Here is a 16,811-nt window from a genome sequence, read left to right on the forward strand (position 1 = left end):
GGTAGTCCGGATAGCAATCGGTATTCGGTTGCTGAGGCAAGACATTTACACAGTGACTATGTTGCCGTCGTCAGTGAATAAAACGCATCCTCCTCTTTTCTATGCCCTCCAACACCTTTGTGTGATGTGTGTTGCAATTACAACGCGTTTTGTGCGCTGTATCACATAAAGAATGTGATTAATTTGTGAGTAAATTCACAATCTTTCGTTCATCAGGGGGCAATTCATCTCCCTTCTGTTTCTCTCATCCTCCCACCTCCTCCCCCCATAAAAAACCTTTCGGTGGATGATTTGTGCTTGCGATTTTTTATGCAATATCGCAGCCATACCAATTTATCGGTTGGTTGAGTATGACCACAGAAACCGACAAACAGAGAGGAGCTAATTATGGCCAATGTCACGCTAAGCAATGTAAGTAAGGCGTTCGGTGATGTTGTCATTTCCAGGGACATTAATCTTGAAATCGATGATGGTGAGTTCGTCGTATTTGTAGGCCCATCGGGCTGTGGCAAATCTACTTTGCTGCGCATGATTGCTGGTCTGGAAGATATCACCTCCGGCGAACTGACCATCAACGGTAAAAGAATGAATGAAGTACCTCCGGCACAGCGAGGAATTGGAATGGTTTTCCAGTCGTATGCGCTGTATCCGCATCTGTCGGTGGCTGACAACATGTCTTTTGGTCTAAAGCTGGCCAAGGCACCTAAAAGCGAAATTAAACACCGGGTTGCTCAGGTTGCAGAGATGCTGCAACTGGGCCATATGCTGGATCGTCGACCAAAAGAGCTGTCGGGAGGGCAACGTCAGCGAGTGGCGATTGGTCGTACGCTGGTGGCGGAACCGGAAGTTTTTCTGCTGGATGAACCCCTCTCTAATCTGGATGCCGCTTTGCGGGTTCAGATGCGTATCGAAATTTCCCGTCTGCATAATCGCCTCAAGCGCACCATGATTTACGTTACTCACGATCAAGTGGAGGCAATGACACTGGCGGACAAAATCGTGGTGCTGGATGCCGGGCATATTGCTCAGGTGGGTAAACCGCTGGAACTTTATCACTATCCGGCGAATCGCTTTGTCGCGGGTTTTATTGGTTCACCAAAAATGAATTTCCTGCCGGTGAAAGTGACCGCCACCGCCATTGAACAAGTACAAATTGCATTACCAAACGGGCAGCTAGTATGGCTGCCCGTAGACAGTCAGGGAGTTCAGGTGGGAACCAATATGTCTCTGGGGGTCCGGCCTGAACATTTAACAACCAGTGAGATCGCAGATGTCACGCTGGAGGGAGAAGTACAGGTAGTAGAGCAGTTAGGCAATGAAACACAGATCCATATCCAAATTCCGTCGATCAGACAAAACCTGATTTACCGTCAGAACGACGTTGTTCTGGTAAAAGAAGGCTCCACCTTTGCCATTGGTTTACCGCCACAACGCTGTCATCTATTCCACAACGCTGTCATCTATTCCACAGCGATGGCAGGGCCTGTCAACGGTTACACAGAGAGCTGGGCGTTTAAATAAACATATAAGCCACCTGGTGGCATCATAGGAGAACTACGATGGTCGTGTCCCGCAAATTACAACTTTCTTTAGCCGTTGCAGCAGGCGTTTTTGCAACTCAGGCACTGGCTGTTGATTTTCATGGTTATGCTCGTTCTGGTATTGGTTGGTCAGGGGATGGTGGTGACCAACAATGCTTTCAGGCAACGGGTGCACAAAGTAAGTACCGTTTAGGTAACGAATGTGAAACCTACGCAGAACTGAAGTTAGGGCAACAATTATGGCAAGAAGGCGACAAGAAGTTTTATCTGGACACCAACGTTGCCTACTCAATCGATCAGGCAAACGACTGGGAAGCAACTGACCCGGCATTCCGTGAAATTAACGTGAAAGGTGAAAACCTGATCGACTGGTTATCAGGTTCAACCATGTGGGCCGGTAAGCGTTTCTACCAGCGTCACGATGTTCATATGATCGACTTTTACTACTGGGATATTTCTGGTCCGGGAGCAGGTCTGGAAAATATCGATCTGGGCTTTGGTAAATTATCGATGGCAGTTACCCGTGATACTGAAGCGGGTGGTTCTCACGGTTGGATTGATGGACAGGCTGATGAGGTTCCAACCTCTAACGATGTGTTTGACATTCGTTTAGCCAACCTGAATACCAACCCGGATGGCGTACTGGAGCTGGGTGTGGACTATGGCCGTGCCAACGCTCGTGATGGTTATTCTTTAGCTGATGACGCTTCGAAAGATGGCGCCATGTTTACCGCAGAGCATACGCAAAGTATGTTAGGTGGTTTTAACAAGTTTGTTGTTCAATATGCAACAGATTCAATGACTTCCTGGAATACCGGCCACTCTCAGGGCGCCAGCGTAAATAATAATGGTAGTATGGTTCGCGTATTGGATCACGGTGCCATTTCTCTGGCGCAGGATTGGGATCTGATGTACGTAGCTATGTATCAGGACACCGATCTTGATAACAACAATGGCTCAACCTGGTACACCGTTGGTGTGCGTCCAATGTACAAATGGACACCAATTATGAGCACATTGTTGGAAGCAGGCTATGATAATGTGAAGGCTCAGAATACTGGCGATCGTAACAGTCAGTATAAAATTACGCTGGCACAACAATGGCAAGCAGGTAACAGCATTTGGTCTCGTCCGGCCATTCGCGTATTTGGTACCTATGCAAATTGGGATGAGAAGTGGGGATATAACGACGGTGTTGCAACTAATGATACCGCAACCAAAACCTACAGCCGTGGAAATGATGATGAGTTCTCCTTCGGCGTTCAATTCGAAGCCTGGTGGTAATAACATCTGATGTCCCAATGACAGGCGTGAATGGCTGACTATTCAACGCCTGTCATTTTTCTGTTGTATGAGTAATTTGCTACTTTCAGAGGGAAAAATAATGAATAACAAATATCTGGCCTTATGTTTAGCTCTGGCACTTGGCAGCGGCATGGTCGGTCAGGCTCAGGCGGTATCGCTGTTCAGTGATAACGTTCAGGCCCCGGAGAGCGTGACAACCGCTCCTACACTTTCTGGCAGTAAGCTGCAGCAGTTGCCATGGCAGCCGCTGGTTCCACCAACCACTCAAACTATCAAACTGGATGCGAGTTCACCTCAACTGTCTCAGGGTGATATTCGTGGTGCTGTTGCAACTATTGCATTGCCGGCTAACCGCGGCACGTTGGAAATAACCTTATCCAGCCTGGTAGACAATAAAAGTGTGTATGCACCAAACGTTTTAGTATTGGATGAGCAAATGCGCCCGGCTGCGTATTATCCCAGTGAGCGATTTGCTTATGCGGGGCCTGAAGTTATGGATACTGATCGCCTGCAAGGTACCTTACGCCTGACTCCGGCTTTAGGCCAACAGCAGATCTATATGCTGGTGTACACCACGAATAAAGACCTGCAACAAACCACCAAATTAACAGCTCCAGCCAAAGCTTATGCGAAGGGCGTGGGGAATGCGGTACCGGATATTCCGGACCCAATCGCTCAACACAGTGAGCAAGGTACGCTGAAGGTTGTTGTGAAATCTGACCAGCAAAACGGCAACGTAATGATTGGTCAGTTGATGCCAACCTCTTCATCAGATACTGCGGCAACCGCGGTTATTCCTGCGCCAGCAGCGGCTCCGGCAGCAAAAGCTCATGCCGCACCGGAAAAAGTGCTGACGGATACCGAAGAGTACTTTAATCAGAGTATTCGTACTGCGGTGAAGCAGGGGGATATTGATAAAGCGCTGAAGTTGCTGGATGAAGCAGAGAGATTGGGATCGACAACGGCGAGAGAGACGTTTGTTGGGAGTGTTAAGGCGAAGAAATAAGTAATCTTTTGATTATTAGGTTTTGAGAGGGTTTCGCCCGCAAATAGAACGATGTTTTACCAGACTAATGTGCGGCGGTCGAGCAAGAGGCGTTAAGGCGAACGCCTCCTGCACCTCCGCGCCTTCGCACACGAATCCAGGTCGCTTAGGCGACTTCCCTCCGCCTTCATTCGGGCTTACGCACCGGCGCAGAGCCGCTCCCTACGTCGCTGCGCCTCGCAGAACATCCATGTTCTGCGTGCTACCCTCATTCAGTTGTCGGCTGAATTCCAGTGCTCTTAAAAGTCAAAAGATTAAGATCAAAAGAAAAGACTAAAAGATTGGTTAGTATTCAGGGACGTTGCTCCTAAATAATTCTTTGGTTTTGGTTTGATCTTTTAAATAAAGCTAATCGTTGGGAGAGGGTGCCGTGGGGGGCGACTTGGCGCAAGCCAACGACAAACAGGCAAAGCCTGTTTGAACAGCGCTAGCGCTGGCCCGTCAGGGTGAAACACCGCAAGGTGTTTCATAACTGCCCGTAGGCACACTAGGCCCAACGCACTCAAGACTCAAGTACAAACGGTCTTCCGGCCGAGCACAACGGAGATATGAACACATTGGTTTTTACGGCCGGAATATCCCCAAACCCTAATTGAATACTTTTATAATATTACGGGCCATCAAATGATGGCCCCTTATGTTCATTATTCGCCTACGGCTATTTCTGCTTCGGCTTACGGCTAGCCGCCAACAACCTCTTGCTATTCAAATCACTCAGCAAACGGCGTATCGACGAATCAGCAAACATATTTTCCAGCGAGTCTGTCAGTTTACGGCGCCAGTTTGGATATTCCTTATAGGTGCCAGGTACGTTCACCGGTTCCGACATATCCAGTAAATCTTCTAACTGAATACCCACCAGAGCACTCTCCGTCAGTGCTAAATAACGCAATATACCGCGATTAAGCTCCGGAGACATGGGCATATCCTTCACCGTCTTACGCATACTTTTCGGTACACAGTAATAACGATGCAAACTGTTCAGAATACCCTGTTTGGTGAGTTCGCGTTCCTGATAGATTTTCGCCAGAGCCAGTGGGTTAGGGTAGAGGCCTAACTGCTTACCCAGTGCTAAATCACCACACTGCCAGTAACCTTTCAGCGTGGGCATATCATGGGTCGTTGCTGTCGCCATTGCCTGTGGCAGATAGTCTTCCGGTGGCGTTAACTGACTCTGCTCATCTTGTTCAAAAAACAGAATCTTGTAGGAGTAAACGCCACAGGTACTTAATTTACTGACAATATCTTTAGGTACGATGCCCAGATCTTCGCCGATGACCATACACTGGTGACGCTGACTTTCCAGCGCCAGAATTGCTAATAGATCATCTACCGGATAATGTACATAAGCGCCGTTTTTCGCGCTCTCCCCTTGAGGGATCCACCACAAACGCAATAATGACATCACATGGTCGATACGTAATGCACCGCACTGAGTCATATTGCCTCGCAACAGGTCAATAAATGGCTGATAGGCACGTTCCACCATCACATGCGGTCTCATTGGGGGTAGTGCCCAGTTTTGTCCCAGTGGGCCAAGAATATCCGGTGGTGCCCCGACTGAAGCGCTAAAACAATACAGAGAACGATCTTTCCATGCATCGGCGCTCTCCTGAGCTACGCCGACTGCCAGGTCACGATATAAGCCAATCGACATCTTCAGCTTACGGGAAAGACGATAGCACTCACTTAACTGCTGGTGAGCCAACCACTGTAGCCACAGATAGAATGCCACTTCAGATGCATGCTCCTGAGCAAACTGACTGACCTCCGGATTTCGGCTATCCTGATAACCAATCGGCCACTGATACCACTGCCAGGAATGTCCTGCCTGTACTAAATGAACCGATAAGGCATCAAAAATTGCCTGATAACGCAGGTCGTCACCACCCTGAGCAACGAATTCATTGAACTCCAGCTGTGACTTATCTCTTTCCGGGCGAGTGGCAAATTGCTGCCAGGCTAATTTCAATGCTGCCAGTTTCAATGACATCACACCGGTATAATCAACCCACTCTACCTTACGCAGCTCAGCTAACTTTTTCTGAGTAGCTGCTTGCTGCCACCATTTTTGCGCCTTAGCACTGTGATGAAAATCATCCACCTGATTGATATCAATATAAATAATATTTAACCAACGACGGGAAGAAGGACTATAAGGGCTACAAAACTCAGGATTGGCTGGATACAGGGCATGAATCGGATTCAGACCAACAAAAGAGCCACCTCGTTCAGCGATACTTTTTAGCAGTTGTTGAACATCACCAAAATCACCAATCCCCCAGTTACGATCTGAGCGTAGGGTATACATCTGCACGCAGGTTCCCCACAGTTTTTGATGGTGATGCAGTGGTTCTGGCTCATAACAGCGTACCGGTGCCACAATCACCTGACAGTGCCATTGTTGTTGGCCTTGAGTCAGGGTTAATTGATGGTAACCACAGGGCAAATCAGCCGGTAGCTTTAATGGTTTACCTTTCAGCACGTTACCCTGCTGTAATTCTCCTTGCTCCAGTACAAGCTGCCACTGAGCTTCAAAAGTCAGTGGTAAGGAGAACGCATTGTTTTGCTGTAGCACAATTACCGGGGGGAGTGGCTCCCCCTCTTTATGGTTTGGCAGGGTGAACTGCATTGCTGATAGCAACTGCTGTTTCACCTCATCGCTGATGATCTCTGGCTGGCCATAGGCATTCAGATAACTGCCTGATATGCCTGCGGCCGCCGCCGTTTGATCTAAGAGTGACTCTTTTTTTTTCATACACACCTGCTTATGCTTTGCGCTGCCAAATACGCTGCTGATAGTCACGGATAGAACGGTCAGAACTGAACATACCAACACGAGCGGTATTCAGGATCGTGGTTCTGGTCCAGAGGTCGCGGTCGATAAAGTGTTCACCCATACGTTTCTGCGCATCACAGTAGTCGGCGAAATCAGCCAGCACCAGATACGGGTCACCACCGCTGCCCAGACTGTTTAACATCAGATCGAAGGCATGCTTATTACCCTGAGTGAAGAAACCGCTGGAAAGCTCTTTCAGAATCTCATCCAGATGCTTATCTTTTTTGCGCCATTTTAACGGATCATAACCCGAAGCCTTTAAGGCATTCACTTGCTCAACGGTATGGCCGAAAATAAAGATATTCTCGTTTCCGACTTCCTGAGCAATTTCTACGTTAGCACCATCCAGTGTACCGATGGTAAGGGCTCCGTTCAGTGCCAGTTTCATATTGCCGGTACCAGAGGCTTCTTTACCTGCCGTAGAGATCTGCTCAGACACATCAGCAGCAGGAATAATCAGCTCAGCCACCGATACTTTATAATCAGGAATAAAGACCACTTGTAGCTTCTGATTAACCAGCGGATCGTTATTGATCTTCTCTGCGACACAGTTAATGGCATAGATAATATTTTTTGCCAGATAATAGCCCGGAGCAGCTTTAGCCGCGAACAAGAACACCCGTGGTGGGATATCCAGCGCCGGATTATCACGAAGTTGGCGATACAGCGAAAGAATATGCAACAGATTAAGGTGCTGACGCTTGTATTCATGCAACCGCTTTATCTGCACGTCAAATATGGCGCCGGGGTTAATGACCAGTCCGGTAACTTGTTTCACATAGCGAGCCAGATGTTGCTTGTTATTATCTTTGATTTGCTGATAGCGCTGACGGAAAGCGGCATCACCAATAAACGGCTCCAGTTTTTTCAACTGATCTAAATCCGTTACCCAGCCAGTACCAATAGAATCATCAATCAGTGATGCCAGTGCAGGATTACATTGCTTTAACCAACGACGTGGTGTGATGCCATTAGTGACATTATGGAATTTGTTTGGCCATAACTGGTTGTATTCAGGGAACAGATCTTTCACCACCAATTCTGAGTGCAGGGCAGCAACGCCATTTACCGCTGAACCACCGATAACACACAGATTACCCATGCGCACCTGACGGTTATGAACCACACAAAGTTTTTCCCATACTGCTTTATCTTTAGGCCAGGTTTTCTCTACCAGCGGCTTAAAGTGAGCATCAATTTGCTTAATGATGGCAAAATGACGTGGCAGCAGGCTCTGCATCAGCGAAGCGCTCCAGCATTCAAGGGCTTCTGGCATCAGGGTATGGTTAGTGTAAGCAAAGGTTTTGCTAACGATAGCCCAGGCTTTATCCCAGCTCATCTGATGTTCGTCCAACAAAATACGCATCAGTTCAGGAATAGCAATGGTTGGGTGAGTGTCATTTAACTGGATAACCTGATAGTCCGCCAGTTGTTCAATTTTGTAACCTGCCAGGTGGTGACGGCGCAGAATATCCGCAACAGAACAGGCGCACTGAAAATATTGCTGCATCAGACGCAGACGTTTTCCCGCGGTGTGATTATCGTTTGGATAGAGAACCTTAGTCAGCTTGGCCGCTTCAATTCCAAGGCGTTCAGACTGAAGGAATTTACCATCATTAAACAGCGTCAGGTCAAAAGGTTCACTATGGGTGGATTGCCATAATCTTAAGGTTTGTACGACACCGTTTTGATAACCAACGACCGGCAGATCCCAGGCTTCACCAACTAATGTTAAAGCTGGCTCCCAGCGTTCAACGCCTTTGGCACTTTTAACCAACTTACCGCCAAAGTTAACCTGTACGTTCAGCGTTTCATTACGGGTAAACCAGGGGTAGTGTTCACGCATCCAGTTATCAGGGGATTCATGCTGGTGCCCTTGTTTGAATGATTGACGAAACAAGCCATATTGATAATTCAGACCATAGCTGATGGCTGGTTGATTAATGGTTGCCATTGAGTCCAGAAAACAGGCCGCCAGACGACCCAAACCACCGTTGCCCAGTGCTGGATCCACTTCTTGCTCTAACAGATCGGTAAGCTCAACTTTATAGTCGGCCAATGCGGTTTTTATCTGTTGGTAGAGTCCGAGGTTAAGCAGGTTATTACCGGTTAAACGACCGATCAGGAATTCCATCGAAATATAGTTAACTTGCCGTTGTCGGGTATCCGGAGCGGTAGCCTGTAGCGGCAGTAATTCGTTTAATGTACGGCTGAGCGCTTGCCACCATTGGTGTTGAGTCATCTGTTGCGCCGATTGCAGACCAAAGCTTCGCCATTGACGGGCCAGACTGTCATGAAACTGCGCGGTATTAAATGTTTGCATAGTAGGTAGGGCCTCTGATTTTGTTAATTATAGAGTAGCGCTCATGCTGTCATTGATGCAGGTGGAGAGCATCATCCCGAGGGGGATTAGTTGGGGAGGAGGAGTGGGGCGTAGCCGGACTATATTCATACGATGATTTTTATATTCTCAAGGTCAAATTTATCGATAAGGGGGCGGATAAAACCAGAGTATGCGACTGATATCAGACAAGCATCAAAACAGAAAGTTGGAATTGTGACACAGGGCCTTTTCAGATAGCCACAGGTTAGGGTTATATTGTGGTACTGTTAGACGTGTCAGACTGGGCGTGCAAAGCTAATTATTTGTGCTATAACTATTTGTATTTACGTATGTTAATTAAGATTCGAGTCTGATTATATGCTAATTCCATCGAAGCTCAGTCGTCCGGTAAGACAATCTCACGTAGTGATACGCGACCGTTTACTTAATAAGTTATCCAATGCATTTGACTATCGTTTGATATTGGTAACCAGTCCGGCAGGTTATGGAAAGACTACCATGGTCACCCAATGGGCTTCAGAGATACCTTATCTGGGATGGTACTCGTTGGATGAAAGCGATAATCAACCACAACGCTTTGCCAGCTATTTAGTTTCCGCAGTGCAACAGGCAACCAATGGTCACTGTGAGAAAAGTGAAACTCTTACGCAAAAACATCAATACACCAGTATTACGGCACTATTTGCCCAGCTGTTTGTTGAACTATCCGAATGGCAGCAACCACTGTATTTGGTGATTGATGACTATCATTTGATCACTAATGACGTCATTCATGATGGGATGCGCTTCTTTTTACAACATCAGCCAGAAAATCTGACTTTGGTTATCTTGTCGCGCAATCTTCCTGCACTGGGAATTGCCAAACTACGGGTACATGGTCAACTGCTGGAGATTGATAGCCAGCACTTGGCGTTTACTCATGATGAAGCTAAAGACTTTTTCGATCGTCGCCTTGAAGCACCGGTATCGGCAGAAGAGTCGCATCGGCTGTGTGATGAAGTAGCTGGTTGGGCAACGGCACTGCAATTAATAGCTTTATCGACTCATCAATCCGGCCATTCAGTTAAGCAATCAGCAAAACGCCTTTCAGGGCTTAATATACGCTATTTATATGATTATCTGGTGGATGAAGTACTCGATCGTACCGATGTGGTAACGCGTTCATTTCTGCTGCGTTGTTCGGTACTGCGCTCCATGAATGCAGAGCTGATTACCTGCATCACCGGAGAAGAAAGAAGCCAGGCGCGATTGGAGGAAACGGAGCGTCAGGGCTTGTTTATTCAACGTATGGACGATCGGGGAGAATGGTTTAGTTTTCATCCTTTATTTGCCAGTTTTTTACATCAGCGTAGCCAAAATGAACTGGCTCAGGAACTCCCGGAAATCCATAAAGCGGCGGCACAAGGATGGCTGAGTATGGGCTATTCTGGTGAAGCTATCTATCATGCGCTGAGCGCTAATAATCTTGAATTATTGCGTGATATTTTACTGCAACATGCCTGGTCACTGTTTAATCATGGTGAGCTGGAACTGTTGGAAGAGTGCATCAATGCACTGCCTTATGATTATCTGATTGAAAAACCTAAACTCATCTTGTTACAGGCCTGGTTAGCTCAGGGTCAGCATCGCCATGCAGAAGTTAATCTGATACTGAATAATGCGGGCACCATCAGCTCTGTTAATAGTGAGACGCTAAATTTAACAGGAACAGGCACTTATATAATTAATAATAGTGCTGGTGCGACTATCTCTTCCGTTAGCGGTATCCCGTTGGATATTGCCGGCAGCAACACCACTATCGATAACTACGGCAATATATCCACCGGTAATAACTACGCTATCTGGAACAATTCAGGCACCATAAATATTACCAATGAAGCGGGCGGTACCATCAGTTCACTCGCCCGAACCATGCAGTTGTACGGCACTGCCAATATTATCAACCGGGGGTTAATTTCAACGGCTGCCGGTGGTTCTGACTGGGCCATCAACGCTAACGCGGCGATTACCGTGCGTAATGGCGGTACTATTCAAAATACATCAGGTCAGGGGGCGATGTTTTGGTCAAGCACCGCAGATACCCTGATCCTGGAACCCGGCTCAATTATTATCGGTTTTGTTGATGCCGCCGGTGGCAACGATTTGCTGGCACTGGGGGGCAACACCGGTTCTGACAGCTTTAACCTTTCTTTGATTGGTAACTCAACCCAATACCGTCACTTTGTTCTGTTTGATAAACAGGAAAACAGCAAATGGACTTTAACCAATACCGGCACACAAAACTGGACGCTAAGCGGTGGTCAACTGGCTATTGGCAGCGGGGCACAGCTTAACGGTAATATCAAAAACACCACCAATAATGATGTGTCGCTACAACTTACAGGGACTCTGAATGCCAGTGGTAATGGCACTACGGCGATTCAGTTTGACGGAACCGGGCAAAATTCGCTGATTGTCGATGCCAGTGGGATTCTCTCTGGTACGAATACCAGCCTGGTGAAAAATAATGGCGGTACTTTAACGGTTACCGGTCAGGGGAATTATACCGGCCCGGTTAATGTATCGGGCAGCAGCGGCATACTCCAGATTGGAGACAATGGGAGCGCCACCGGTGGCAATATCACCAGTAACATTGCGGATAGCGGCACCGTGGTGTTTAACCGTAGTGATAATTCTGCTTATACCGGCGTTGTCAGTGGTACCGGTGCATTAGCGCAGTCAGGCTCAGGAACAACTACCCTGACAAAAGTCCAGACCATTACAGGCGGTACTACTGTTAACAATGGTGTCCTGCAGGCGGGTATTGCCAATATGATTGCCGCCAGCAGTGGCTTGCAGGTTAATGGCGGTACTTTTGACTTGAATGGGTTAAACCAGACGCTGAAAAATCTTAACGGCAGTGCTGGTGGCGCAATAACCATGGGTGCGAATAACAGCACCACCCTGACAGTCAATAATACGGCTAATGATATTTACTCGGGAACTATCACCGGTACCGGCTCTCTGCTAAAACAAAATACTGGCAGCTTAACTTTGGCTGGCAATGTCAATCTCACCGGTGATGTAAGCTCAAATATTCAAGTGACCGGTGGATCATTATTGATTAATGGTGGAAATACAGTTGAAGATTCCAGCACGCAAATCAGTAATGGCAGCGCCCTGACAGTGAGTGGTGCTGGCTCAACGCTAAAATCACGAGTGGCAACCAGCGTAGGTACTTCAGGCGCAGGAACACTGAATGTCAGCAACGCGGGTACAGTATTAACCAATACGCTATCAGGTACTGGTTCCGGTCAGGTCAATCTTGACGGCGGGACACTAAAAGCTCTCGCCGGTAATAACACCTTTATCAGCGGTTTTAGTGCGACAGGATTAGCCTTGTTGAGCGGTGGAGGTACGGTTGACTCTAATGGATTTGATATTGCTACTGATAATGCGTTTAGTGGCGTCGGGTTACTGACCAAAACGGGGGCGGGTACTTTTACTCTGACAGGAACAAGTACACATACCGGTGGTACTAAAGTGTCCGGGGGTGTATTACGTTTAACCAATGCAGGTTCGATCGGCAGTTCTGCCGTCACGATTGATTCTGCAGGAACATTGTTTGTTGACTCTCCTTCATTGGGTAATTACCAGTTCAATAACGGTTTAGCCGGTAATGGCACACTGTTAGTTTCATTACTGGATAAAACCAATACTTTCCAGTTTGGTAGTGGAACAGGAAATCTGTTTGCCGGTACCGTTCAACTGGGTAACAGCACATTTACGCTGTCAGGTAATAATACGGTTGCGTTGACTGATGCCACATTACAGCTTGATACCGGCAGTACCGTTATTGTTGGCAGCGGAACCCAAACTGTTGGTGGCGTGGTGTTTAATGGCGGCACCTTGCGTTTTGAAAACCTGCCGACCGGCGTGATTAGTACCGATATCTTGACATTAGGAAGCGGGACAATAGCCGTCAGCCCTGACAATATTGTTAATAGCACCGTCAATATTTTACAACAGGACGAAGGGGCTAACTTTCGCCTGATTACCGCCGGTAGTGTAACCGGAGACACATCAGGTTTGACGCTGACGGACTTATCTAATAACGCTATTGTGGACACAGCCAATATACAGCAAGGGGGAGATACGGTAGCGATTGGTAGCTATGCTATTTCTCTTGGGAGTGATGCTACCGGGCTATATAGCCATTATGCGTTGACAGGATTGCAACTGTTAAGCGGTTTTACTACGACTTTATCTAACGATGCTACCACACCAAGTGGCGCGGATGAGCTGCATGCTCTGATTACCGGAGATGGCGATCTTGCTATTAATGCCGGTACCAGTATCACGTTAAATAACAGCAGCAATAGTTACACCGGCAATACCTACATTGACGGCGGTACACTGATTCTGGGGGCCGATAATGTATTAGGGGCAGGAAAGAGCCTATGGTATCGAGCCAATAACAGCGTGGTTGATTTGAATGGTAAGACACATATTGTCTCTCTGTTGACCAATAATAACGGTATCACCGGTGCAACGCTGAATATCAACGGCGGTAATCTGACCCTCAGAGGTAATACGGAATCAGTGTTTGCAGTTGGCCTGATAGGCAGTAGTGGTTCAGTCACCATCGATAATGGCAATAGCACAGGGCTTACCCTGACGGGCAATAATACTTACACCGGTGATATGACCATCAACAGTGGTTCCTCTTTGACCATTGACGGAACCGGAAGCTATGCCGGTGATATCACCGACAATGGCAGCCTGATTTTTACCAATAGTGCCGATTTAACCTATGCCGGAATCGTCAGCGGTAGTGGAACACTGGAGAAAAATTCTGCTGCAACCACACTGATTCTGACCGGTGATAACACCTTTACCGGCTCCACATTAATTAGTGGCGGCACGTTACAAATTGGTTCCGGTGGTAGCAGCGGCAGTATTACGGGCAATATTGTCAATAACGATGCGCTGAGTTTTAACCGTTCGGATGATATCACTTATGCCGGCGTGCTATCCGGTACTGGCTCGTTAACTAAGCTGGGTGGTGGTTCACTGACATTAAGTGCGGCGGATTCTTCTCAGGGGAATGTGGCCGTTAATGCTGGCTCATTAATTTTTTCACAGTCGGGTGATTTTAATGCTGCCAGCCTGACAACGGCATCCGGTGCGACAACCACGTTGAATGACAATTCAACCCTGAATATTAGTGGCGTCTTCACCCAAAGTTCAGGTTCTACATTAAACGTCACTCTGGGAGTAAATGAACCCGTCATTACTGCCAATACAGCAGTACTTGACGGCACGCTGAATGTCGAAGGTATTGATTCAGCAATTACACCAACCAGCGCCAGTGCACTGGCCAACAGTACCACTACGATGATTCATACTACCGGTGGAATTACCGGTAATTTCAGCACGATTAATGTCGGTAGTGCTACCAGTGAATATGACTATCTGACGATTAGTGGTTTTAAGAGTAGTGATGGGCTTGATTACGATATTGGTTATGGTCTGACCTGGCTGGCAGGGCCGGCATTGGGGAATGGTACCTTTACCCTGACTAATAGTGATGACATCTTTAATGTAGATGTGGTTCTGGCAGATCAGAGCGGCCCATTTACCAGCGGTTGGGATGGTAACAGCCTGACCAAAGAGGGGGATGGCACACTTTTACTCTCTGCGGTAAATACCTACACCGGAGCAACTTTGCTCCGTGGTGGAACATTGCAAACCGGAATTGAGAATGCCTTTGCCACCAGTTCCAGAGTAAGTATTGCCAATGGTGCAACATTGGATCTGAATGATTTTGATCAACAGGCTAATAATCTCTTTGGTGCCGGGCAGATCGATTTAGGTAGCGCAACACTAACAGCCAATATCACTATAGGGTCAATATTTGAAGGGAATATTATTGGTACCGGCAGCCTGATTAAAACGGGATCAAATAATTTTTCATTGAGTGGAGTCAATAGTTACACCGGTGGAACGGTCATTGAAAATGGCATCCTTGCGCTGTCCAATATGAATGCCGCGGGTAGTGGCGAAATAGATAACCATAGCTCATTAAGATTGGAGAGCGACAATAACGAAACATTATTCAATAAGCTAAGTGGTGTTGGTTTTTTGATTAAGGAAGGGGATGGTGTCGTTACTCTGGCTGGCTCAGGTTCCGGTCAGGGAGGAATCGATCTTAATACCGGGGGATTGGTTTTTGCTCAGGGCGATACCTTTAATGCCCAATATCTGAGTCTGAATTACAATACTTCCATTGGTATTGCTGCCAACACCTCAGTGAATCTGTCTGACAGATTAGCCTTAAATGATACAACCATAATGAGTGTTGCACTAGGCAACGCTAACCCTATTGTTACAGCCAATACCGCAACCCTGGGTGGTGTATTAAATATTACCGGTATTGATGATGGCATCACAGTAGCGAATGCCAGCGATTTGGCGGCAACCCAAAAAACCATTATTCATACTCTGAGTAGCCTGACGGGTGATTTTGCCAGCGTTGATTTCGGCGGTGCGACCAGTTCGGTAGATTATCTGACCCTCAGCTCAGGGGTTAACGGTCTGGATTACAACGTTGGTTTTGGCCTGACCTGGCTGGCTGGCCCAACACAGGGCAATGGTCTGTTCACTCTCAGCGATACTGCAGATAGCTTTAATGTGGATGTGGTTCTGGCGGATCAAACCGGGCCGTTTACCAGCACCTGGGACGGTAAAACCCTGACCAAAGAAGGTCTTGGTTTGCTGCAACTCTCCTCTGTGAATACTTATACCGGCAGCACGCTGATTAATGCCGGTACGCTGCAAACGGGTATCGCCAATGCTTTTGCTACCAGTGGTGATGTAGCGGTAGCCGCTGGAGCCACGCTAAATCTCAATGGTTTTGCCCAACAGGCCAATAATTTGAGCGGTGGTGGTCATATCACTTTAGGGGCCGGAGCGCTGACAGCCAACAACACCGCAGACAGTCAATTTAGTGGAGATATTAACGGAACCGGCAGTTTGATTAAGTCAGGGACTGGTGTTCTAACGCTAAGTGGCCTTAATGGTTACAGTGGCGGCACTACCATTAGTACCGGTAAATTGATAGCAACTCAGAGTGGGGCATTCGGTAGCGGAGATATTACCGATAATAGTGCCCTTGAACTTAATTTTGCTGCCGATGGAACGCTGGCCAATAAGATAACTGGCAGTGGCGATTTAGTGAAAAGTGGTGCAGGTAATGCACAATTAACCAGTACAGGTATTGTTTTAAATCGGGTGGATGTTAATGAAGGTACCTTGACATTTGATACCGGTGATTATGTACAACTGGCTGGATTAACCACCGCCAGTGGCGCGACAACAACGATTGAGAGTAATACGTCATTAAGTGTTTCAACGTTACAACTGATCCAAAATAGTGGCGCCACACTGAATGTGGCAAAAGGTACTTCTCTGTTACCGGTCATTGCTGCCGGTTCAGCCGTGTTGGATGGGACTCTGAACCTTACCGGCTACAATTTTAGCACCGTCGGAAGTGCCAGCGCTTTGGATGATACGGTATATACCATTATTCATACCACTGCTGGTATCACGGGTGATTTCAGTAGTCTTAACTTGAACGGTAGCGCCAGTCCGGTTGATTATCTGACTTTGGATGGACGGATTATCAATGGTCTGGATTATAACGTAGGCTTCGGTTTAACCTGACTGGAAGGGGCTGCCCGGGGTAATGGCATATTC

At 47.3% G+C, this 16,811-nt stretch carries 5 protein-coding genes and 2 pseudogenes; 5 read left to right on the forward strand and 2 right to left on the reverse strand.

Annotation, left to right across the window (positions count from 1 at the left end; all coding sequences use genetic code 11):
- Positions 1 to 387 precede the first annotated feature (387 nt).
- The 3 genes and pseudogenes from malK (at position 388) to malM (ending at position 3,852) form a co-directional block, all read left to right on the forward strand.
- Positions 388 to 1,517 (forward strand): annotated as a pseudogene (gene malK / locus I2494_RS07495) (maltose/maltodextrin ABC transporter ATP-binding protein MalK).
- A gap of 42 nt (positions 1,518 to 1,559) precedes the next feature.
- Entirely contained in the window at positions 1,560 to 2,825 is a 1,266-nt protein-coding gene (locus I2494_RS07500) for a maltoporin (protein ID WP_218466443.1), read from the forward strand.
- Between the two features lie 100 nt (positions 2,826 to 2,925).
- Positions 2,926 to 3,852, forward strand: a complete 927-nt coding sequence (gene malM, locus I2494_RS07505; protein ID WP_218466444.1) for a maltose operon protein MalM — start codon at positions 2,926 to 2,928, stop codon at positions 3,850 to 3,852.
- A 697-nt stretch (positions 3,853 to 4,549) separates the two neighbouring features.
- On the opposite strand, the gene malQ is transcribed toward malM, so the two are convergent.
- Both malQ and malP read right to left on the reverse strand, forming a co-directional pair.
- Entirely contained in the window at positions 4,550 to 6,649 is a 2,100-nt protein-coding gene (malQ, locus tag I2494_RS07510) for a 4-alpha-glucanotransferase (protein ID WP_218466445.1), read from the reverse strand.
- Positions 6,650 to 6,659: 10 nt separating this feature from the next.
- Positions 6,660 to 9,053, reverse strand: coding sequence for a maltodextrin phosphorylase (malP, locus tag I2494_RS07515; RefSeq protein WP_218466446.1), 2,394 nt, complete (start codon positions 9,051 to 9,053; stop codon positions 6,660 to 6,662).
- Between the two features lie 378 nt (positions 9,054 to 9,431).
- Here malP and malT point away from each other — a divergent pair.
- A pseudogene (gene malT / locus I2494_RS07520) lies at positions 9,432 to 10,736 on the forward strand (HTH-type transcriptional regulator MalT); the annotation flags it as partial.
- A 393-nt stretch (positions 10,737 to 11,129) separates the two neighbouring features.
- Positions 11,130 to 16,778 (forward strand): beta strand repeat-containing protein, encoded by a 5,649-nt coding sequence (locus tag I2494_RS07525; protein WP_228350880.1) that lies wholly within the window; start codon positions 11,130 to 11,132, stop codon positions 16,776 to 16,778.
- The last annotated feature ends 33 nt before the right edge of the window (positions 16,779 to 16,811 follow it).

It is taken from the genome of Limnobaculum allomyrinae (assembly GCF_016649425.1).
Lineage (GTDB): Bacteria > Pseudomonadota > Gammaproteobacteria > Enterobacterales > Enterobacteriaceae > Limnobaculum > Limnobaculum allomyrinae.

Bases quoted from the DNA above. Each gene is read 5' to 3' on its own strand.
- I2494_RS07500 (WP_218466443.1), top strand. From the start codon at position 1,560: ATGGTCGTGTCCCGCAAATTACAACTTTCTTTAGCCGTTGCAGCAGGC.
- malM (WP_218466444.1), top strand. From the start codon at position 2,926: ATGAATAACAAATATCTGGCCTTATGTTTAGCTCTGGCACTTGGCAGC.
- malQ (WP_218466445.1), bottom strand. From the start codon at position 6,649: ATGAAAAAAAAAGAGTCACTCTTAGATCAAACGGCGGCGGCCGCAGGC.
- malP (WP_218466446.1), bottom strand. From the start codon at position 9,053: ATGCAAACATTTAATACCGCGCAGTTTCATGACAGTCTGGCCCGTCAA.
- I2494_RS07525 (WP_228350880.1), top strand. From the start codon at position 11,130: ATGTTTTGGTCAAGCACCGCAGATACCCTGATCCTGGAACCCGGCTCA.